Consider the following 21,660-nt stretch of genomic DNA (forward strand, 5'->3'; position numbering starts at 1 on the left):
ATGAATTAGAGAAAGAAATCTTTATAAAAAATTACTAGGCAAAATGTTTTTTTTGCCTATAATGTAATCAGACAGCGCTTGTACTGTTTTGATAAAGACTATTTTAGTCGTTATTAATCTGAATAATAAGTGGAAAAGATAACTCACAGAAATAACTTCTTTTTTATTTATGTTGGATACAAACAGTTCTAGTCGTAGAGATTTTTTAAGGACAAGCGCAATACACGCAGTTTATTGCACAATCATTGAAGGGAGTCGATATATGAAATTATTTACAAAAACCGCTTTAGCAGCCGCTGGTATTAGCATGGCAACTATGGCATTTGCCGCTGACCCATTGCATAATACTACTTGGCAAACTTATGATGATGGCAAGCCTAAAGGCACGGTCAAAATCACTGAGTCTAACGGCGTATTGACTGGTAAGCTTATTGGTACCAACTCAGCCAAAGGCAAAAAGCACGTTGGCATGACCATTATCTCTGGTCTAAAAGCTGACGGCGGTGGTAAATATAGCGGTGGTACGATTACTGATCCAGAAAAAGGTAAAGACTATCGCATGACAGCTAGCTTGAGCGGCGACACTTTAAACCTAAAAGGTTATATTGGTCCGTTTTCACGCAGCCAGCAGTGGAAAAAGAAATAAGGTAAATTTTAGGACTATTAGTAATAGTTAAGACTTATTAATCAGTCTATAAAACAAACCAGTAAAAGAAATCCCGCGTAGCCAGTAGGTTATGCGGGATTTTTATTTTGATGACTTTAGAACACTGATATTTTCAAATCACTACTCGCTGCATCTATCGGACAAATTCAGGATAAGCTTCCATCCCGCACTCAGCGATATCCGCACCCTCATATTCCTCTTCTTCAGAGAGACGCAGACCGAAAACGGCTTTGATTACTAGCCAAACTACTAAGCTTGCCACATATACCCAAGCAAAGATGGTAACCGCGCCAACGAGCTGACCTATGAAGGTAGCTGCTGGGTTCGTAATAGGTACAATTAATAGCCCAAATAGACCGACCACGCCATGCACCGAAAGAGCGCCAACAGGGTCGTCAATTTTTATTTTATCTAAAGCGAGGATAGATAACACGACAATGATACCCGCAGCCACTCCAAACAGGGTAGCTTGTAGGGCAGAAGGCGTAGAAGGCTCGGCGGTAATAGCGACTAGCCCCGCTAGTGCACCATTTAAGAGCATAGTCAAATCGGCTTTACCAAAGATAAGCCTTGCTAATAACAGCGCTCCGATAGCGCCGCCTGCTGCCGCGGCATTGGTATTTAAAAACACCATAGCCACAGTGTTAGCGCTAGCGATATCTCCTAGTTTTAGTACTGAACCACCATTGAAACCAAACCAGCCCATCCATAGGATCAAAGTGCCAAGCGCCGCTAGTGGTAAGTTGGCACCAGGAATGGCTCGTATCTCACCTTTAGAGCCATATTTTCCGTGGCGCGCTCCTAATAACAACACACCCGACAATGCTGCTGCCGCTCCTGCCATATGTACAATGCCTGAGCCGGCAAAGTCCACAAAACCTATGGCGCCCAAATTATACAAACCAAAGACATCCTGACCGCCCCAAGTCCAGCGGCCTTCCATAGGATAAATAAAGCCAGTCATGATTACGGCAAACAATAAAAACGACCACAGTTTCATGCGCTCAGCGACTGCGCCTGAGACGATAGACATACAGGTCGCGACAAACACTACCTGAAAGAAAAAGTCAGCGGCTGCTGAGTAGACTGAGTCACCGCCGAAGCCATTCTCCGCGGAAGTGGCTAGCGCGTCTGCTGCTAGCGCGGCGTCGCCTACGATGCCGCTTAAGAATAGCTCGCCGCCATACATAATAGCGTAGCCACAGATCATATACATAGTACAGGCGGTCGCAAACAGCGCGATGTTTTTGGTCAAGATCTCAACGGTGTTTTTTGAACGCACCATTCCTGCCTCTAACATCGTAAAACCAGCGGCCATCCACATCACTAGCGCGCCGCAGACCAAAAAATAAAACGTATCAATCGCGTACTGTAACTCAAAAATCTGACTTTGCATCTTAATTCCCCCTTGAATTGACAATGCAGCTATCGGGCTTGCCGATAATTAAGGCTTTTACCGTTTCTTGCACCAGTAGTGGGCAAGTACGGTTTTATACTTCTACAGCTTTATACTTTATATAGCATCAGGACCTGTCTCGCCGGTACGAATACGAATAACTTGTTCTAAGCTAGTGACAAAGATTTTACCGTCGCCAATCTTGCCAGTGCTAGCGATACGAGTGATAGCTTCGATAGCTGGTTCGACCATCTCATCAATGACAGCGACTTCTACTTTTACTTTTGGCAAAAAATCCACCACATATTCTGCACCGCGATACAGCTCAGTGTGTCCTTTTTGACGTCCAAAACCTTTTACTTCAGTGACAGTAACGCCTTTGACACCGATGTCAGAGAGCGCTTCACGTACATCATCAAGCTTGAAAGGTTTTAGAACCGCAGTGATTAACTTCATAAGTGTTATCCTTACATGAGTGAGGCTACAAAGAGGACACTATCAGGAAGTATTCGCTGTATTACTCCTCTTTTATGCTTACTAGTAGTCATTCAAGAACTGTGCCAAGCCTACTCAAGGGGGAGGTAAGCTTGGTGCCTTAAACGACTTTAGCGCGTCATAAACAAAGGGGTAAACAATACGACCAGACGATTTATCGATGTAGCACTGGCTTAAAAAGAGCTTTATTATAACGAACTTATAAGCCTTCGGGGAGGCTATACCCTACTGAGTTACTAAAACATCATATAGAGCAGGGAATAGCGATTATCAGAAGGCTGTAGCATAGACAGGAGCAAAGGCAAGTGCAAAAACAGCCGTCTAGTGTCAGCAAAAATGAATACAGTGAGGCGAGATAAAAGCAAAGTGATCGCAAGATAAAACAGCGCTTATCGCCTAAGAGCGGTAAGCGCTGTGCAACAGTGGATTGAGCGTAGAAGATTAATGATAGGGTATTGATGGATATTCGCTGATTCACAGTCAGTCGGGTTGAATGTGAGAATTAGCTCTAACAGACTAGAGCTTTGGAAAAAGTAGATACGGCGTTTTGGTACTGACGAGCAGTTTTTTAGTATCGCTACCTCGTAAGATCTCCCGCAGACGCGATTGCCCAAAAGCACCGCTCATCAGCATCCCAATCTCATGCTCGTTTTGATAGTAGGTGAGAGCAGCACTGACATCACGGCAGTCTAACAGGGCTTTTTTGGCGTTGATACCTGCTTGCTTGAGACGCGCATAAGCTTCACGCAGTGCGTCGCAGTTATCATTACTATCTTTGCCGACCATTACGATATGAATGGTTAAAGCGCGCACTAAAGGCGTTTTGCACAGCCAATCGAGCATCCGGTGGGTGGTAATGCGGTTATCAAAAGCGAATAGTGCCGTAGTAGGGAGTAAAAATGGTGCATGAGTCACCAAAATGGGGCAATGACTCAATCTGACTAGCTGGCTTAAGGTGGTTTTGCAAGTGACGTGATGACCGATAACGATCAATTGCGATTTTTCATCCACATAGTCGATACTCTCGCTGAGGTTTTCATGGCGATGTAAGGTATAGACGGAGCGTTTGTGCTGATGCTCTTCGCAGTATGCTTTAGCTTGATGCAATAGTAGCCTACCTTGAGCTTTAAGCTCAAAATTACTTAAGTGCTCATGACTAGTAAATTGATCTAACAAGTGACTTTCATCATCGATATTTAAGCAGCCAGAATAGTTCACCGCTGCTTTTTGCTGCATGCTTGGTACAGAATGCAACAAACCAATCGGCGCTTGCAGGCGATTGGAGGCCCACATGCTTGCGTCCAATACCGCTTGCACGTGATCAGGACAGTCTAGACAAGCAATGACACTATCTGGCTTTAAATTACTCATAAGGCAACCGTATTAGCTAAATGACATGAGCTATCTAATCAAGCAATCCAATATCGCGGCGATCATGGATAGAGAAGCGATCGATCAAAGTACGACTGGCATTGTTTAGTCCAACTACTTTGACATCAATACCCTCGCGTTGCAAGCGCATGACGAGCTTATCAAGCGTATCGACGGCGCTGACATCCCAAAAATGCGCTTGGCTGACATCGATATGAATGATATCTAACGCTTCTTTGGTATCGAAGCTGTTTAGAAATTGCGTGGTCGAGGCAAAGAATACTTGCCCTTGCACATAATAATAGCGCGTATTGGTGCTATCGTCATAATCGCTATATATAGTCAAGAATTGCCCGATCTTATTGGCGAAGGCTAAGGCGGATAATAGTACGCCGACACCGACACCATACGCAAGGTTATGGGTGATGACGGTTGTCAACACTGTCGCTAGCATCACAATATTAAATGACATAGGGTGGGTTTTAAACTCGCGAATGGATTGCCAGTTGAAGGTACCGATAGAGACCATAATCATCACCGCTACTAGCGCTGCCATCGGAATCTGGCTGACCCATTCGCTCAAGAACACCACCATAATCAGTAGCACAATGCCCGCTATTAAAGTCGATAAACGAGTACGGCCGCCAGACTTTACGTTGATCATCGATTGACCGATCATTGCACAGCCAGCCATACCGCCAAAAAACCCAGAGACGACGTTAGCGATACCTTGACCGCGGCACTCTTTATTTTTATCACTCGGCGTATCCGTGAGCTCATCGACGATGGTCGCGGTCATCATCGACTCAAGCAAGCCGACGATAGCCAAAGCGATAGAGTAGGGGGCGATGATAAGTAACGTCTCAAGGTTGAGCGGAATATCTGGCAATAAGAATACCGGCAGCGAATCGGGCAGATCGCCCATACTGCCGACATTACGAATGTCTAGATTCATGTACATCGCCACCGCTGTCAAACCGACGATACAAATCAGCGGTGAAGGGATAATGCGGCCAATCTTTGGAATAAGTGGAAACAAATAAATGATCGCTAAGCCTACCGCCGTCATGATATAGACGGTCATACCGACCCGCTCCGTCATCGGATTGAGTTCAGGCAGCTGGGCGGCAAAGATCAAAATCGCTAGCGCATTGACAAAGCCTATCACCACTGAGCGCGAGACAAAACGCATGAGATTGCCAAGCTTTAAGATACCCATCACCACCTGAATAGCGCCGCATAGCAAGGTTGCCGCTAGCAGATATTGGAGCCCGTGATCAGCAACGAGATCGACCATGACTAATGCCATCGCACCGGTGGCCGCCGAGATCATCCCTGGGCGTCCGCCAACGAAGCTTATGACGACAGCGATACAAAAGGAGGCGTACAAACCTACCTTCGGATCAACGCCGGCGATAATAGAGAAGGCGATGGCTTCTGGAATCAAGGCGAGGGCGACGACGAGTCCTGACAAAATATCGCCGCGAACATTAGAGAACCACTCATCACGTAAGTTATCAACAAAAGATATCATAAGAAAGCTGCATAGAGTAAGAGGCAAAAAGGTAGTCGCTGATCATGAGCCTATTATCTACTGATAATAGTCACTGACAAGAGAGCTAAGACGTGGCTCAACAGACTGAGCCTGTCAAAAGATATGACACTTGCATATAAGCAAAAGCCAATAACGAATAGTGAGATAATAGGGCTTGATACTAGTTGCAGAGGCATGCTGCTAGTGACAACATGATAAACTAATAACAGCTAAGATATTAGCCATTCGTTATTAGCTATAAAAACATGGGCATAATAGCACAAAGTGGCAAAAAAGCAGTACCGAAATATCAACGATACCGTTATGATGCTTATATTAATCGCTCAGAATGACGTGATTGCTCTCATCCGTGATTCGCATTTCAGAGCGCTTCCATAGTTTAAGATAAGGAAAGCATATGTCGACCTCTGAGGCACCAGCGACATTGATTCATAAAGGCAGTGGCCTACAAGTGGTCGTTGGCTTAGGACAGTCCGGATTATCAGTAGCACATTATCTCACCGAGCAAGGATATCGTGTTGCAGTCACTGACAATCACCCTACGCCAGTATTGGCTGACCAGCTACCAGCTGCAGTCGAGATTCGTCAATTTGGCGGCCTTGACAGCGAGTTATTATTACAAGCAGCGCGTATTATCATCAGCCCTGGCATCTCATTAACAACCCCAGCAGTGGCGCAAGCGCGGCAAGCTAATATACCAGTCGTCAGTGATATTCAGCTGTTTTGTGAAGCTTGTAGCATACCAATAGTCGCTATCACCGGCTCCAACGCCAAAAGCACCGTCACCACTTTAGTGGGACAGATGGCAAGTGATGCTGGGGTGAAGGTAGGCGTCGGTGGCAATATTGGCGTGCCGGCTTTGAGCTTACTAGCCAATAAAGACATGGAGCTGGTGGTCCTTGAGCTATCCAGCTTTCAGTTAGAAACTGTCAGCAACTTAGGCGCGCAAGTGGCGACTGTGCTCAATATGTCTCCTGATCATCTAGACCGACATGGCGATATGCTCGGCTATCATCAGGCCAAACACCGTATCTTTCAAGGCGCAAAATCGGTAGTCGTCAACCGTGAAGACGCCTTGACTCGGCCTTTAGTCGCGGACAATTTGCCTCGTATCAGTGTTGGCATTCATGCTCCTGATAAAGATCAATATGGTTTGATTACCGATCCTGATGGGCAGATATATTTGGCTCGCGGTACCGAGCGCCTCATATCCTCTGATCAGCTACCGGTCAAGGGTCGTCACAACTTGCTTAATGCGCAGGCCGCGCTTGCTTTGGGTGAGTTGGCAGGGTTGCCTCTAGAGAGTATGATCGCCACGTTACAGCAGTTTACGGGGCTCGATCATCGTTGCCAGTTTGTAGCTTCAGTGGCTGATATCGACTTTTTTAACGACTCAAAGGGCACTAATATCGGCTCGACTATGGCGGCGGTTGAAGGCCTAGGAGCCGTCTATACACCAAAAGATGGTAAGCTGTTGTTGATATTAGGCGGTCAAGCAAAAGGCCAGCAGTTCGGCGAATTGGCGCCGCTCATTAACCACTATGTCAGTCAAGTGCTCATTATCGGTGAGGATGCCAAGCTCATTGAGCAGCATTTGCGCGAAGCCGAACTTAGCGACGATGTCAGATTGCATCAGTGCCAGACGCTAGATAACGCTTTTAATTGTATTCAGCAAGTGACAGATAGCAGCTTATCGCAAGTGCAAGCGGTACTCTTGTCTCCAGCCTGTGCCAGCTTCGATCAGTTCAGTGGTTATGCTGAGCGCGGTAAGCATTTTAGTCAGTTGGTGCAGCAGCTAGTGACGCAAGATACCGCTGATAGCTGAATGAGCTATAAATCTTTATAAGTGATAGATATTACTGATTATTTATTCTATAGTTTATAATAAAATTTGGCATGAGTTATTTTTTAGGTTTTGATGGTGGTGTTCGCTGAACGCCGTATTTTTTGTTTGTTAGTATATTTGAATATTATGGCGCTCTCTTTTTTTTCTCGCTCAAACTCCAGCTCTTATGCCAAAACCAGTAGTGACGGCGTGTTGTCCCTACCTTCAGCTCGCGCTATTTTGTTAGCTAGCGTGGGTTGCATGCTGGTACTGAGTTTGCTAATGGTCGCTTCTGCCTCTATACCTTTTGCACTCAGTCGCGGGATGACAGAGCTCTATTTTTTCAAAAACCAATTGCTCTATATGTGCATTGGTCTATTTTTGGCATTTTTACCTTATAAGTTTGTACCGCTTAAGATGCTGTATCAGACGGGTACGCAGTTCTTTTTATTGATAGTGACAGCGCTGTTGTTAGTCGCCACTTTATTTGGCACGCCGATCAATGGCTCAAAGCGTTGGTTGAGTTTAGGGGTGTTCAACTTCCAGGTCGCTGAACTTGCTAAGCTAGTCGTTATTATTTTTGTTGCCGACTTTGTGGTGCGCCGCTCTTTTGAGGTGCGTAATGGTTGGGATGGCTTTTTGCGAATCTCACTAGTCATCGGTATGATGACCTTTTTACTATTATTGCAGCCAGATTTTGGCTCATTGGTGGTCATCGTTGGGACGGTATTTGCGATATTTTATATTGCCGGCGCGCCTTATAAGCAGTTTATCGCGCTAGGGGCGGTAGTTGGCGTACTTGGGGTATTAGCAGTAACCTTGGTTCAATATCGACTGACGCGAGCTTTATCGTTCTTAGATCCTTTTGATGATATTCAGGATACCGATTATCAGTTGGCGCGTAGTTTGATTGCCTTTGGCCGCGGTCAGTTTACCGGAGTCGGTTATGGCGAGAGCGTACAGAAGCTCTCACACCTGCCAGAAGCGCATACGGACTTTTTGTTAGCCATCACTGGCGAAGAGCTGGGGTTTGTTGGCGTAACTTTGGTACTGCTGCTCGAAGCTTTAATTATCGGTAGCGCCATGCGTATTAGCTATAACGCGCTGAAACGTCGGCAGATGCGCATGAGTTATACCGCTTTTGGTATTGGTATTATCTTTATTGCGCAGACGATTATCAATGCGGCAATGAATATGGGTGCGATGCCGACGAAAGGCCTAACTATGCCGTTCTTTAGCTATGGCGGCTCCTCGATGCTGATTAGCTTAGTGATGGTAGCGTTATTGCTGAAGATATATAAAGAAAGCCCTGAGATCGAAAAGAGCCAATGTCGTCATTATTAATAAGGTGAATCAGTTGACCTGTAATGAGCAGCAAGCATAAATAATAGCTTTTGTATGGTGCGTAGAACGCTATTAGCAATTAGCTATTAAAAAATAGCTAATTGCTGTTTATTTTGTAGCGGTGCGTTATCCCACTGGCTAATAGCTTGTCTTAGCATCCGCTCTGGCGTATCCAAATCAACGGGCAGTTGTTGTAATAATTTTAAAGCTTCCGCAATGAGTGCGCTTGGATCACGAGTATCGATAGGCTGAGCTAGATTTTGTTTAGAGAGTTTTTGCCCATTGGCATGACAGATCAGTGGCAAATGATACCAGTGGCTGACTGCAGACAGGTCTAACATTTGTAATAGGCTGATTTGCGCGGTAGTCATTGGCAAGATATCTAGCCCACGCATAATGTGGGTAATACCTTGTAAACCATCATCGATACTCGCGGCTAAAATATAATTGATCATGCCGTCTTGCCGACGTACTACCATATCGCCCAAAGTCTGTTGTGGATTATCCCATTGTATCCCTTGAATACCATCCATAAAGCCAATGGCATAATTTGGTAGCTGCAAGCGTAGCTTATGCTGTTGTTTATCTAAATCCTTGGCAATACAGCAGCGCGGATAACGTTGCTTGTTAGGTATCAAGTCACTCAAGTTTTCTATATTATCCCAATATCTAGCTAAGCTTTTACGTGAGCATTGGCAGCCATAAGTCAAAGGTGCTAGCGCTTCCCGTAGGTAATCGTTATAGATATCGATGCGCTCAGATTGGTGGATAACATCACCATCCCACTGTAGACCAAGCGTCTCTAGATCTATCAATATCTGTTCGGTAAACTGCCGATCACAGCGCTCAGTATCCGTATCTTCTATACGTAGTAACCATTCTCCACCCAAAGATTTGATATGACAGTAGCTCGCCAGCGCTGTCGTCAAAGAGCCTAGATGTAACTCACCCGTAGGAGAAGGGGCAAAGCGGCCTATAGGCCTTTGAGTAAGCAGGGAAGCTGAAGGCTCTATTAAAGCTGAAGGCCCTGCTAAAAAAGGATCGTTATTATTTGTAGGATAATTCACAGTATTCGGCTGCCGAGATAAAATAATGGCACTAGCATAAACAAGCTGGCTTTGAAAATATATTAGTTTTTAGTAGGGCTAAAGGCGCATTTGTTGGTTCGAGCGTATTTAATTTTGCGCATAAAAAAGCGAGCGACTCTATCAAGAGCGCTCGCTTTGAGAATTTATAGATATCGCTAAGGACTCGCTATTGACCTTGGTTTTGACGCTCTTTCATTTCTGATAAGGTTTTGCAGTCGATACACTGCGTAGCAGTCGGACGCGCCTCTAGACGGCGCAGGCCAATCTCAACCCCGCAAGTTTCACAAAATCCATAGTCGTCATTTTCAATCTCAGCCATCGACTTATCAATCTTGCGAATCAGCTTGCGCTCACGGTCACGAGTGCGCAGTGCTAAGGCGAACTCTTCTTCTTGAGTCGCTCTGTCGTTGATATCTGGCATAGCGCTTGACTCATCTTGAATATAAGTCTTAGTACGGTCAGCCTCACCGATAAGCTGGCTTTTCCAGTCGAGTAAGATCGCTTTAAAATGTTCAAGCTGCGCATCAGACATATACTCTTCGTCTTTGGCAGGAACATAAGGGGTAAATTTTACCTCAGCTGGAGACGTCGTTGAAGTGCTCATAAGGGTATCCTATTTTTCCAAATTAATTCAACAAAACGATGTTGCAAAAGACAAGGCTTCAAAAATCATCTATCGCCCTACGACTTGTCCTTTCTAGAACGTTTCACCACGGGGTACGCCAATCATATGATAGATAAACCTAGCACCAATGTGATGCGATACGTTATCAATCGCTCATATTAAGCTAATAACGATTACTTCCTTTATCATTATTATACTAACCAACGTCCACTGTTTGCTATTATTCATTATGCCACTAAAAACCGGCTACCAAGTATCTAGTCTTTTGACCCAGCTTGCAAGATTACCATTGTTGGCTAATTGCAACCAGCGATAGCCGGCATGTGCTTGTTTATCATAACTAAAGTCATCCTCATAAGGCATAAACTGGTAGCAAGTCGATGGGGTCGAGTAAACTGTTACCCCATTTCGATGACGGACTTGCTCTTGATGCGTATGACCACTGATAATGACCTTTAAGTGCGGATAAGAGGCTATACGCTGCCAAAAATAATCGGCGTTTTCTATCATGTGCGCATCTATCCACTCAGAATACATCGGTAGTACGTGATGGTGTATTGCTAGTAAAGCTGGCTTATTACAAGTCTCAAGCTGCGCGCACAGCCAGTCCATATCCGCCTCAGTCACCGCACCTGCAATCTTGCCAGGGATTGAAGAGTCTAGCAATAACACCTGCCAATAGTCCGTCTCAATCACATGTTGACTCAGCAGCCGCGAATCCATAGTACAAGCCGTCAGCTCGCGTTGCTCAAAGGGCAGGTCATGACTAGACTCGTCGGTGACATCATGATTACCGGCAATACAAGCAAAAGGTATCTGCGTGTTATGAAGTACATCAAAAATATAGTCATAAGTTGATGTCTCAACTTTACTGAGTAAGTCTCCGGTTACTATTATCAAATCACAACGAATATCTTCAGCAAGCGCTTGCGCGAGATTGGCTTCAAAGCAGTGCCGACAGTTGGGTTTTTCATCGTCATGGTCTTCAGCATTATCTGTACTAGCTAGTGGCAATAAATGCATATCGGTAATTTGCAGAATGTTTAACGGTCCATCCGGCTTGTTTACTCGATAAGTGGGGTAGCTCAGCATGAGTAAGATCTCTTAGGTCATAGTAGATAATAATCCTAAACGCTCTGATAACCTTAACACTTCCTGGTCGTCTATTAACCGTTTAGCGATTAGATATCTGCCTGTTTATAGCACAGTTTTATGCAGTAACCAACTACTTAGTAAAAGAAAGTCGATAAAGGTAAGCGCGATGATCAATAATATCCGCTCGTAGTTTACTTTTTATTTGCGATTAGTTAGGGTCAATCTAGTAAGCAGTTTTGAGAAAAATAACGCGATGAAAAATAAAATAGCGAGCACTAATACAATTGAAAGACCGGTTTGTATATCCATCCAGACACTGCCCCATACTCCCAAAGTCACCCCACACTGGGCGATAATGAGCGCAAAGACGACCATCTGCTTCGGTGATGTTGTCCATAATCTGGCGCTTAGCGCGGGCAGTACCAAAAGCCCACTAATTAATAAGCTACCGACCGCTTGTAAAGCGATCGCACAAAATCCTGCTAGTATTCCCATAAAAAACAAGCGCTGCCAGGTCGGGTTTACGCCTTGAATACGAGCTAAGGCTTCATGGGTAGCTAGTTTGATTTGCGCGGGCCAAATATAGATAAGTAAGGCCAATCCTATCAGGACACTCGCTGCTAATATCGGCAAATCCGCCCAATCTAGCTCTAATAAATTACCAAATAAAAACCCTAAGACGTTGGCTTGTTGGTCCGTTAATTGAGTAAGTGTCAGCAAACCCAAACATAATAAAGTAACTGCAACTACGGCTAATACCGCATCCATTGGCAAACGTTCATCGTCAATCACCACTAAGCCGAGCACTACCAGCACGCTGACAATACCGACGCCAAACCCCATCGGTAACTGCCAAAGAACCGCGAGTCCTACACCCAAGAGCGTACCATGCGCTAAAGCATCGGCAAAAAAAGCCATACGCCGCCATAACACGAGACAGCCTAAAGGGGCTGAGAGCAGCGCGAGAATACTGCCGGCAATCCAAGCCGGGGCAATAATGGCTAACCAAGCAGTCATAACTGATATCCGTTAAATAGGCACTAAAAGGTATTTATAGAAGCTTCAATATAAAGTGGTATTCATAGCGACTGAGGACTTATGGTGCCAAATCGCTAGGGGCATGATGCTCACAAGCGTGATGCTGATGCACATAAGGCTGCTCATAATGATGACCAAAGAGCTTTTGAAACTCGCTGGTGATAGCAAGCTCGCTCGGTTGCCCTTCACAGCAAATGTGCTTGTTGAGACAAATGACGCGCCGGCTACCTTTCATCACCCAATGCAGATCATGCGATACCACGAGCATCGCACAGCGTAAGAACTCCGGCAGCTCATCGATGAACTGATAGAGCCAAACTTCAGTATCAGGATCAAGCCCCTGCATCGGCTCATCTAAGATTAATAGATTTGGCTTATCTAGTAAGGCTCGCGCTAACAGCACCCGCTGCGTCTCGCCACCAGATAAATGACCCATTTGCCGTGATAACAAATGATTCAGAGACAACTTATCAAAAATAAACTGCCGCTGCTCCGGCTGTAGTCGGCGTTTATCCGCTTGCGCTAACAAGTCTTTGACTCGCAGAGGTAAGATAGGCGGTATTGAGAAACGCTGAGGCACATAGCCGAGCTGTAGAGGCTGATGAGCTTTTATAGTACCCGCGCTAGGCGTAATAAGGCCTAAGATAAGCTTCACTAAAGTCGATTTGCCCGCGCCATTGGGACCGATAAGGCTCACCGTTTCATTGACAGCGATATCGATACTGATATGTGATAGCAGTCGCTGCCTATCGATATCGTAGCTGACATTGTTAAGGCTCAGCAGCTTAGCGCTATCATTTGAGTGAAGCGGTAAGAGTGAAGGTCTAGATGATAAATTATTTGAGATCATAGCTGACCTGTTGGTTAGAGAACGGCTTTAAAGGCAAAGGGCATAAAATCATAATAGAAGGCCTTAGCAGAATTATGAGCTGAATAAAAAACTACTGACAAGCTTGGCAGCGACCGCTTAATTCGATAACGCTATGATTGACCATAAACCCCACATCTTGCTCGGCAAAGCTCATCATCTCTTGCACCGGTAAGCTGCTACATTCTTGTACCCGCTGGCACTGCTCACAAATCAAGAATGCCGCGGCGTGCTGAGCCCGAGGGTGACAACAAGGCACATAAGCATTAATGGAGGTGAGCTGATGAATCAAGCCCTCAGCCAATAAAAACTCTAAGCTACGATAAACCGTTGGCGGTGCGACATTTTTGGTTCGATGCTCGTGGTCTTTGTCTAGCAGGCGAGCTTGCTGCAACTGGGTAATCAAATCATAAGCGCCAACCGGTCGCTCAGCTTGCAATACCAGCTCATAGATCTGTTGACGCAGCGGCGTAAATCGCACACCGCGAAGGCGACATTGCTCTATAGCGGCAGTCAGACGCGCATGCACCTCATTAGCACTGAACTGCTGGACGTCATGGAGATGATGACTAGCTAATAAAGAATGGACCATAACCGCTCCTAAAATAATAGTGCACTTTTTATTGTTATAGTATAACATAATGATAGTTAGAAAATAGATTATTTAATGACAACTATCAAAACCAATTGGCTAAAGTGACATTATGAAACCGATGCAAAAAAAAATACTATCCTTGAAGTCTTGGCTTAAGAGCCTAGTTGCAAGTTTTCTAGTAGCAGGCTTGTTTAGTACAAGCGCGCAAGCGGCCAACACCGTAAGCGTCAGTAATTATCCTTTATTTTTGCTAAGTGAAGCGGTAACAGCAGGCGCAGCGTCCGCCAAGCAACTCCTAAACCCAGGTGAAGTAGGGCATCACGGTAGCATCAGCCCAAAAGATATCAAAGCGATTCAAGACAGTACCTTTGTGGTTTGGTTTGGCGCGCCACTAGAAAACAACTTAGCTCAAAGCTTAGATACTGCGCCTAATGCTATCTCTTTATTTGCTTTTGATGCTTTCAAGCGTTATCCCATGCGCGATGTCAAGGGCAAGCCAATAGCCAATACGTTAGACACCCATATTTGGTTAGATCCTCAAAACGCCAAAGCCATCACGCGGGCTTTAGCCGTTATCCACAGTCATGCCGACCCAAAAAATAAAACGCTCTATCAAGCCAATGCACAGAAATTTGCGCAGCGGATGGATAGGGCAGTCACGGCTCAGCTACAAAACGGAAAACAGAGACGACCTTACTGGGCTTACCATGATGCTTATCAGTACTTAGAACCCAGTCTCAATTTGCAGCTGGTTGGTAGTCTCAGTAGCGATCATCATTTAGCGCCAAAAGCGAGTCAGCTACGTTGGCTGAATGAGCAGCGTCCAAACAAACGCATGTGCTTGGTGACGCAGAGCAAGCCAGCTAAAGGACTTATCACGAAGCTGCAGCCGGTTAAAACGACTATTCAGTTAGAGGATATGAGCGGGAGCAACGACTTTGTGACAGGCTGGAGCGAGATGGCGCAGCAGATAATGAAGTGTACGTCTTGATAGCATCAATAGCCTGTTTTTGGGCGTTAGCGTTTACTTAACGAGAACGCCTCTTTTTGCTTGATCTATTGAATATTTGCTTGTTTAGTTATTATATGGCGGTTATGACGCGGCAGTTATTATAATTAGCTTGCTAAAGAGTAGCAGAGTACTTACAATAAGCGACGTTTTGTTTTGGTCAGATGACAATTACGCGATAGCGAACTGATGAATGCTAATTTCATGGTTTGACTTTTGGTAATTTGGATACGATCTGCGCATTAGGATTGATAATGACCAAGCCCGCTAAACGTACGCAAAACCAGCAAATCAGTATCTATATCAAACGCCAAGCTTGGATACTATTTATCCTGATCATTATCACTTGGCTGATAGATAACATCTGGCTGCATAGTGAGCTTTTAGTAGCAAAAAGCACCGCCATTGGTGCTTTGCTTAGCTTTATAACCCAAGCCGTTTTTGCTGGATTTGTTTTTTGGCACACGGGCTACCGTGCTCGCTTGCATATTGTCAATCAGCTCTATCGAGGCCAAATGGCCAAATGGCTATTGACTCTATTTGGTTTCGCACTAATCTTTATCACCATAAAACCCCTATCGGCCCCAGCGCTATTTATCGGTTTTATGGTCATGCAGATTAGTCACAGTTGGATGTTATGGCGTATACGCTAAAGGCTTATTTATATGGCGACTTTTCTATGTTATGGAGGTCCCTAAATATAAAGCAGTTTTGTCTATAGTGTGATGCTTTTACCTTACTATTTGTTTATAAACTATAAAGTAAATTATTTATAAATTATAAAGAAAAAAGCTATATCGTAGAAAAGCCATCCTGCCGTCCAATTTCTCCATGACTAATGATATCCCTTAATTGAATACTAGCTGAGTGAACAGTCGCTGCTTTAAAGCGACAAAATGAGCTTACCGCTAATGAACAGATACATTGTTTTTACTTTTCATCAGTCAAAAAGTAGCATGAAACGTTGAAATAACTAGAATATGTTGCAAATTAAGTCAAAAATATCAGTTATAAACGCCATTTAAAGAGTAAAGCACTGATGTTTTATAAATTATTTTTGGGCGCAAATGTCCATCCCTATCGGCTATCAGTAGAAACGCTACTTATACCTTTGATAAAATATAAATAATTGACTTTACATGATTACTACGCTGCATTAAGATATACAGCTAAATATTTTGCTTGAGTGTGTCTCAGTGAGCACCATTCTCACTATGAGAAACAAGCAAGAGGCCACATAATAGGATTATGTGTCAGTACCAAGGGCTGGTAAGAACTACTCATAAGCCCTTTTTTGCTAGCTAAAATTTCTGCAACTCAGTGAAATGCTATTAAAAACAGGTATTTGTAACAGTGCTAATCTTCTTGGTACTGCTTATCCTGGTACTGCAAATTACCTTAGTATTACAAGTTAGATTAGGTTGGCTGTTATAAGCTTGAGGTAAATTTAAATATTGTAAGATGGCAAGAGTATTGCTGCACATTTAAATGACTATTTTCTTAGTTTATAACGACCGTATTTTTGGTAATTGATTAAATCGTTGATTAATGAGAAGCTGACACTATGGCAGGCGAACAAACAACAACAGAATATATCTCTCACCACTTAACAAACTGGACGTACGGCTATTTGCCGGGCGAAGGTTGGAAAGTTGCCTACACCGCTGAAGAGGCGAGTGCCATGGGCTTTAATGCTATCCACCTTGATTCTATGTTGTGGTCAATAGGCTTGGGCATAGTGTTCTGTGCTATCTTTTGGATGGTTGCCAAAAAGGTGACTTCAGGAGTACCTAGCAAAACGCAGGCTGCCGTTGAGATGATCGTTGAGTTCGTTGATAATAACGTTCGCGATTCTTATAGTGGTACCTCAAAACTGATTGCGCCTTTAGCATTAACCATCTTCGTCTGGATATTCCTGATGAACTTGATGGATCTATTGCCGGTTGACTTTATTCCAGCGCTTGCTGGCCAAATCGGCGCGATGATGGGTCATGATCCGCATCATGTCTTCTTCAAAATCGTTCCAACGACTGATCCTAACATTACGCTTGGTATGTCATTCGCGGTCTTTGCGTTGATTATTTTCTATAGTATCAAAGAAAAGGGTGTCGGCGGCTTTATTGGTGAGTTAACGCTACATCCGTTCAGCGCCAAAAACCCAATCTTACAAATTATTTTAATTCCAGTTAACTTTATTTTAGAGTTTGTGACTCTGATAGCGAAACCTATCTCTTTAGGCTTACGACTATTCGGCAACATGTATGCCGGTGAGTTGATTTTCATACTGATTGCCCTGATGCCATTTTGGATTCAATGGGCGTTGTCAGTACCGTGGGCTATCTTCCACATCTTAATTATTACCCTTCAAGCGTTCGTATTTATGATGCTGACGATAGTTTACATGTCATTAGCATCATCAACTGAACATTAATTAGACATTCAATAGGCATAAGAGGATACATCAATGGATCCAGTATTAGGTGGTTACACAGTTATCGCAGTAGCGCTACTAATCGGTTTAGGCGCACTTGGCACAGGTATTGGTTTTGCGATCTTAGGTGGCAAATTCTTGGAAGGCGTAGCCCGTCAGCCAGAGCTTGGTTCACAATTGCAAACTCGTATGTTCATCGTAGCAGGTCTACTTGATGCGATCCCAATGATCGGTGTCGGTATCGCTATGCTATTGTTGTTCGCTAACCCTCTAGCAGGTTAATCAGAAAGCTCAGTTGTAACTGTTTGACCGTCTTAAGTTGTCTGCTAAGTTATACAGAGTCTGACGGTTAGACAGGATCAATGACACTGATTTTTCATTAACAAAGAGGTGATCACGTGAACATCAATTTTACCATCGTCGGTCAAGCCATTGCTTTTGCAATATTTGTGGTTTTTTGCATGAAATTCGTGTGGCCACCACTTATCGGCGCAATCAATGATCGTCAGCGTAAAATCGCTGATGGCCTAAATGCCGCTGAGAAAGCAAAAGCTGACTTGGCTACGGCAGAGCAAGATGTCCAGCAAGAGCTTGAACTGGCTAAGACTAAAGCTGCAGCCTTAATTGAGCAAGCGAATAAGAGCGCTAATCAACTGGTCGAAGATGCAAAATCACAAGCGCAAGCGGAAGGTGAGCGTATTCGCCAGCAAGCTCAAGCAGGAATTGATCAAGAGATCAATCAAGCGCGCGAGTCACTGCGTGCGCAAGTGGCAGAGCTTTCTGTCCTTGGTGCTGAAAAGATTTTGCAAGATAGAGTCGATGAGCAAAAACATGCTAGCATGTTAGACCAACTGGCGGCGAAGCTGTAACTGTGAGGATATAATGGCTGATTTATCAACCTTAGCACGACCCTACGCAAGAGCCGCGTTTGACTATGCCAATGAAAACGGGGCTATAAACGAGTGGGAAAATTTCTTGTTTATTGCAAGTAACATTGTCAATGACAAAGCGTTTCGTACTTGGCTAGAAAACCCAGCCATCACGGCTGAGCATAAGTCAGCTGCTTTGGTTGATCTTTATGACTCACAAGTGGCTGGTGATAACGATTCTGCTTTTAAGCAACTACTAGGCGAGAGCAAAGGTTCTCGTTATGGTAATAGTATTAGCTATCCTAAAGTGTCACCAGCGCTAAACAACTTCGTAGAGCAATTGGCGCAGCAAGAGCGTCTAGCCCTACTTCCTGAAGTTTATCAGCACTATCGTAGCCATAAAGCGACTAGCTTAAAACAGCTTGATGCTTATGTAACGACCGCTTATCCATTGACTGAAGCCCAACGTGAGATGATTCAAACGCGTCTAGCTGCCTCGCTCAATGCTAGTGTGGTGATTCACGAAACGGTTGATCCTAGTCTATTGGCAGGCGCTACCATAAAAGTCGGTGACAAAATCATTGATGATTCGATGCGCGGCAAGTTACAACAGTTAAAAACACAGCTAACTGCCTAATGCCAGTCACAAGCGCAGCGCTACTATATTAGTAAGGAGTAGCGGCTGCGTGATAGTAAGAGCATTTAAGTCAGTGGGCGGGTTATCATAAATTAAAGGAAACAAGGCAATGCAACAACTGAATCCAGCGGAAATCAGTAATCTGATTAAGCAGCGTATTCAAGACCTTGATGCAGGTGCAACTGCAAAGAATGAAGGCACGATTGTCAAAGTATCTGACGGTATTGTGCAAATTCATGGTCTTGAAGATGCCATGTACGGCGAAATGATTGAGTTTGAAGGCGAAATCTACGGAATGGCGCTTAACTTAGAGCGTGATTCTGTTGGCGCAGTCGTACTCGGTGATTATCTGCAATTGCAAGAGGGCCAAAAAGCTTATTGCACGGGTCGCATTCTTGAAGTACCAGTAGGTCCTGAATTATTAGGCCGTGTTGTTGATGCTTTAGGCAACCCTATTGATGGCAAAGGTCCTATCAATGCCAAGATGACGGATAAAGTCGAAAAAATCGCCCCAGGCGTTATCGACCGTCAATCAGTAGATCAGCCAGTTATGACCGGTTATAAAGCCGTTGATACCATGATTCCAATCGGTCGTGGACAGCGTGAGCTTATCATTGGTGACCGTCAGACGGGTAAAACCGCTATGGCTATCGATGCGATCATCGCGCAGAAATCTTCTGGCATTAAGTGTGTCTATGTCGCTATTGGTCAAAAACGCTCTACTATTGCTAACGTCGTTCGTAAGCTTGAGCAAACCGGTGCCTTAGAATACACCACTGTCGTTGTTGCTTCTGCTTCTGAGCCGGCTGCTCTACAGTATATCGCACCGTACTCAGGTTGTACCATGGGTGAATACTTCCGTGATCGCGGTGAAGACGCGCTAATTGTCTTTGATGACTTATCAAAACAAGCGGTTGCTTATCGTCAGATTTCACTGCTATTACGTCGTCCACCAGGCCGTGAAGCTTATCCTGGTGACGTTTTCTACCTACATTCACGCCTACTTGAGCGTGCATCACGAGTCAACGCTGACTACGTAGAAAAGTTTACTAATGGTGAAGTCGTTGGCAAGACTGGGTCTTTGACTGCTCTACCTATTATTGAAACCCAAGCCGGTGACGTCTCAGCATTCGTACCGACTAACGTGATTTCAATCACTGATGGTCAGATCTTCTTAGAGTCAAGCCTATTCAACTCAGGTATCCGCCCTGCAGTGAACGCTGGTATTTCAGTATCGCGTGTTGGTGGTTCAGCTCAGACTAAGATTATCAAAAAGCTCTCTGGTGGTATTCGTACCGCACTAGCTCAGTACCGCGAACTTGCAGCGTTTGCTCAGTTTGCCTCTGACCTTGATGATGCGACTCGCGAGCAGCTGGATCATGGTGAGCGCGTCACAGAGCTTATGAAGCAAAAGCAGTATCAGCCCATGTCTGTTGCTGAACAAGCGGCGGTTATTTATGCATCAAACGAAGGCTTCTTATCTGATGTACCGGTAGAGAAAATCGGTTCTTTTGAAGAAGCTTACTTACGTTATATGCATGACGAACAGAGCGAGCTTATGACGGAAATCAATGAGACTGCAAATTACAATGATGATATTGCTTCTCGTTTGAAGTCAGCTGTTGAGACTTTTAAACAAAATCACAGTTATTAATTTAATGGGTTAAGCCGATTTGGTTTTAGCTTATCATATACCAAGTGGCGCGTTGTCTGAGTAGATAGTTGCGCCACTGCTTTAACCCTTATCGGTATTAGATCGCGTTATGCTTGCATATAACCCTTGTTATTAAGTGTTAAATCTCTATCATATGCGGCATGCGCCACTGCTTTTTAACCCTCTTATATTGGAATCATTATGGCAAGCTTAAAAGAGATACGTGCCAAAGTCACCAGTATTAAAAGTACCCAAAAGATTACTCGCGCTATGCAAATGGTTGCAGCGAGTAAGATGCGCCGTGCCCAAGAGCGCATGGAAGTGGGTCGCCCGTATGCTGATAGTATGCGCCGGGTTATCTCGCATTTGGTACATGCCTCATCAGATTACAAACACCCTTATATGGTAGCGCGTCCGGTTAATAAAGTGGGCTATATTGTTATTACCTCGGATCGTGGCCTAGCGGGTGGTTTGAACATTAACTTGTTCAAAGCTTTATCTAAAAGTATTCAAGACTATCAAGATCAGTCTGTACAAGCCGAATTCGCCGTTATCGGTGCCAAAGGCGTCAGCTTCTTTAAGAATTTCGGCGGTAAAGTTACCTCTGCGGTGACAGATTATGGCGATAAACCGACTTTCGAGCAGGTGAATTCACCGGTACAAGCTATGCTTGATGATTATGCTAATGGCAAGCTTGATCGCATTTATGTAGTCTATAATAAATTTATTAATGCGATGACGCAAAAGCCAACAGTCAATCAGTTAGTGCCTCTGCCTGAAGGGTCATTTGATGATGATGCTAGCGGTATGCAGACTGAGCTTAGCTGGGATTATATCTACGAGCCTGATGTCAAGACTTTGATTGATGAATTACTTGGACGCTATATTGAATCGATCGTTTATCAAGCGGTCATGGAAAATATTGCCTCTGAACAGTCGTCACGCATGGTTGCTATGAAAGCAGCAACTGATAACGCTGGTGACCTAATTAACGATTTACAGTTGGTTTATAACAAGCTGCGTCAAGCGGCGATTACCCGAGAAATCTCGGAAATCGTTGGCGGTGCTGCTGCTGTTTCATAATTGACTACAACCATA

General features: G+C 44.4%; 21 protein-coding genes. 11 read left to right on the forward strand and 10 right to left on the reverse strand.

Features of this window, described 5'->3' with window-relative positions; translation table 11 throughout:
* Nucleotides 1–262: 262 nt before the first annotated feature.
* Nucleotides 263–646, forward strand: coding sequence for a DUF2147 domain-containing protein (locus tag ACTXGJ_RS09815; RefSeq protein ID WP_439240547.1), 384 nt, complete (start codon nucleotides 263–265; stop codon nucleotides 644–646).
* Nucleotides 647–800: 154 nt separating this feature from the next.
* Here the strand turns inward: ACTXGJ_RS09815 and ACTXGJ_RS09820 are convergent, their stop codons facing one another.
* The 4 genes from ACTXGJ_RS09820 to ACTXGJ_RS09835 form a co-directional block, all read right to left on the reverse strand.
* The gene (locus ACTXGJ_RS09820) at nucleotides 801–2,063 is read right to left on the reverse strand and encodes an ammonium transporter (RefSeq protein ID WP_439240545.1); all 1,263 of its coding nucleotides are present in this window, start codon (nucleotides 2,061–2,063) and stop codon (nucleotides 801–803) included.
* Nucleotides 2,064–2,180: 117 nt separating this feature from the next.
* Complete coding sequence (locus ACTXGJ_RS09825; RefSeq protein WP_201611156.1) at nucleotides 2,181–2,519, reverse strand: P-II family nitrogen regulator; 339 nt, start codon at nucleotides 2,517–2,519, stop codon at nucleotides 2,181–2,183.
* A 555-nt stretch (nucleotides 2,520–3,074) separates the two neighbouring features.
* Nucleotides 3,075–3,929 carry a universal stress protein gene (locus ACTXGJ_RS09830; RefSeq protein ID WP_443565819.1) on the reverse strand — a complete coding sequence of 285 codons (855 nt, stop codon included), beginning with the start codon at nucleotides 3,927–3,929 and terminating at the stop codon, nucleotides 3,075–3,077.
* A 34-nt stretch (nucleotides 3,930–3,963) separates the two neighbouring features.
* The gene (locus ACTXGJ_RS09835) at nucleotides 3,964–5,463 is read right to left on the reverse strand and encodes a SulP family inorganic anion transporter (RefSeq protein ID WP_443565820.1); all 1,500 of its coding nucleotides are present in this window, start codon (nucleotides 5,461–5,463) and stop codon (nucleotides 3,964–3,966) included.
* 418 nt (nucleotides 5,464–5,881) lie between these two features.
* Between ACTXGJ_RS09835 and murD the strand changes: the two genes are divergently transcribed.
* The gene (gene murD, locus ACTXGJ_RS09840; RefSeq protein WP_439240538.1) at nucleotides 5,882–7,309 is read left to right on the forward strand and encodes a UDP-N-acetylmuramoyl-L-alanine--D-glutamate ligase; all 1,428 of its coding nucleotides are present in this window, start codon (nucleotides 5,882–5,884) and stop codon (nucleotides 7,307–7,309) included.
* 147 nt (nucleotides 7,310–7,456) lie between these two features.
* Nucleotides 7,457–8,653: a putative lipid II flippase FtsW gene (gene ftsW, locus ACTXGJ_RS09845; RefSeq protein WP_439240536.1), complete on the forward strand. Its 1,197-nt coding sequence runs from the start codon at nucleotides 7,457–7,459 to the stop codon at nucleotides 8,651–8,653.
* An 86-nt stretch (nucleotides 8,654–8,739) separates the two neighbouring features.
* Here ftsW and gluQRS read toward each other — a convergent pair whose 3' ends face one another.
* The 6 genes from gluQRS to ACTXGJ_RS09875 form a co-directional block, all read right to left on the reverse strand.
* Nucleotides 8,740–9,666 carry a tRNA glutamyl-Q(34) synthetase GluQRS gene (gene gluQRS, locus ACTXGJ_RS09850; RefSeq protein WP_443565842.1) on the reverse strand — a complete coding sequence of 309 codons (927 nt, stop codon included), beginning with the start codon at nucleotides 9,664–9,666 and terminating at the stop codon, nucleotides 8,740–8,742.
* A gap of 241 nt (nucleotides 9,667–9,907) precedes the next feature.
* The gene (dksA, locus tag ACTXGJ_RS09855; protein ID WP_439240534.1) at nucleotides 9,908–10,345 is read right to left on the reverse strand and encodes an RNA polymerase-binding protein DksA; all 438 of its coding nucleotides are present in this window, start codon (nucleotides 10,343–10,345) and stop codon (nucleotides 9,908–9,910) included.
* A 267-nt stretch (nucleotides 10,346–10,612) separates the two neighbouring features.
* The gene (locus ACTXGJ_RS09860; protein ID WP_439240532.1) at nucleotides 10,613–11,458 is read right to left on the reverse strand and encodes a metallophosphoesterase; all 846 of its coding nucleotides are present in this window, start codon (nucleotides 11,456–11,458) and stop codon (nucleotides 10,613–10,615) included.
* A gap of 201 nt (nucleotides 11,459–11,659) precedes the next feature.
* Nucleotides 11,660–12,478, reverse strand: coding sequence for a metal ABC transporter permease (locus ACTXGJ_RS09865; protein WP_443565821.1), 819 nt, complete (start codon nucleotides 12,476–12,478; stop codon nucleotides 11,660–11,662).
* Between the two features lie 79 nt (nucleotides 12,479–12,557).
* Nucleotides 12,558–13,349, reverse strand: coding sequence for a metal ABC transporter ATP-binding protein (locus ACTXGJ_RS09870; protein ID WP_439240528.1), 792 nt, complete (start codon nucleotides 13,347–13,349; stop codon nucleotides 12,558–12,560).
* 91 nt (nucleotides 13,350–13,440) lie between these two features.
* The gene (locus tag ACTXGJ_RS09875) at nucleotides 13,441–13,959 is read right to left on the reverse strand and encodes a transcriptional repressor (protein ID WP_443565823.1); all 519 of its coding nucleotides are present in this window, start codon (nucleotides 13,957–13,959) and stop codon (nucleotides 13,441–13,443) included.
* A 112-nt stretch (nucleotides 13,960–14,071) separates the two neighbouring features.
* Between ACTXGJ_RS09875 and ACTXGJ_RS09880 the strand changes: the two genes are divergently transcribed.
* The 8 genes from ACTXGJ_RS09880 (at nucleotide 14,072) to atpG (ending at nucleotide 21,645) form a co-directional block, all read left to right on the forward strand.
* On the forward strand, nucleotides 14,072–14,953 hold the full coding sequence (locus ACTXGJ_RS09880) for a metal ABC transporter solute-binding protein, Zn/Mn family (RefSeq protein ID WP_443565824.1): 882 nt from the start codon (nucleotides 14,072–14,074) through the stop codon (nucleotides 14,951–14,953).
* Between the two features lie 272 nt (nucleotides 14,954–15,225).
* Nucleotides 15,226–15,624 (forward strand): ATP synthase subunit I, encoded by a 399-nt coding sequence (locus tag ACTXGJ_RS09885; RefSeq protein WP_443565825.1) that lies wholly within the window; start codon nucleotides 15,226–15,228, stop codon nucleotides 15,622–15,624.
* A gap of 911 nt (nucleotides 15,625–16,535) precedes the next feature.
* Nucleotides 16,536–17,402, forward strand: coding sequence for a F0F1 ATP synthase subunit A (atpB, locus tag ACTXGJ_RS09890; RefSeq protein ID WP_439240520.1), 867 nt, complete (start codon nucleotides 16,536–16,538; stop codon nucleotides 17,400–17,402).
* Between the two features lie 33 nt (nucleotides 17,403–17,435).
* On the forward strand, nucleotides 17,436–17,684 hold the full coding sequence (gene atpE, locus ACTXGJ_RS09895) for a F0F1 ATP synthase subunit C (protein WP_010197960.1): 249 nt from the start codon (nucleotides 17,436–17,438) through the stop codon (nucleotides 17,682–17,684).
* A gap of 116 nt (nucleotides 17,685–17,800) precedes the next feature.
* A complete protein-coding gene (locus ACTXGJ_RS09900) occupies nucleotides 17,801–18,271 on the forward strand; it encodes a F0F1 ATP synthase subunit B (RefSeq protein ID WP_443565826.1) in 471 nt (156 codons plus the stop codon).
* A gap of 13 nt (nucleotides 18,272–18,284) precedes the next feature.
* Entirely contained in the window at nucleotides 18,285–18,908 is a 624-nt protein-coding gene (locus ACTXGJ_RS09905) for a F0F1 ATP synthase subunit delta (RefSeq protein ID WP_439240515.1), read from the forward strand.
* Nucleotides 18,909–19,017: 109 nt separating this feature from the next.
* Complete coding sequence (gene atpA, locus ACTXGJ_RS09910) at nucleotides 19,018–20,562, forward strand: F0F1 ATP synthase subunit alpha (protein WP_439240513.1); 1,545 nt, start codon at nucleotides 19,018–19,020, stop codon at nucleotides 20,560–20,562.
* Nucleotides 20,563–20,763: 201 nt separating this feature from the next.
* A complete protein-coding gene (gene atpG, locus ACTXGJ_RS09915) occupies nucleotides 20,764–21,645 on the forward strand; it encodes a F0F1 ATP synthase subunit gamma (protein ID WP_439240510.1) in 882 nt (293 codons plus the stop codon).
* Nucleotides 21,646–21,660 lie beyond the last annotated feature (15 nt).

It is taken from the genome of Psychrobacter sp. 1Y11 (genome assembly GCF_052259045.1).
In the GTDB taxonomy this organism is placed as follows: Bacteria; Pseudomonadota; Gammaproteobacteria; order Pseudomonadales; family Moraxellaceae; genus Psychrobacter.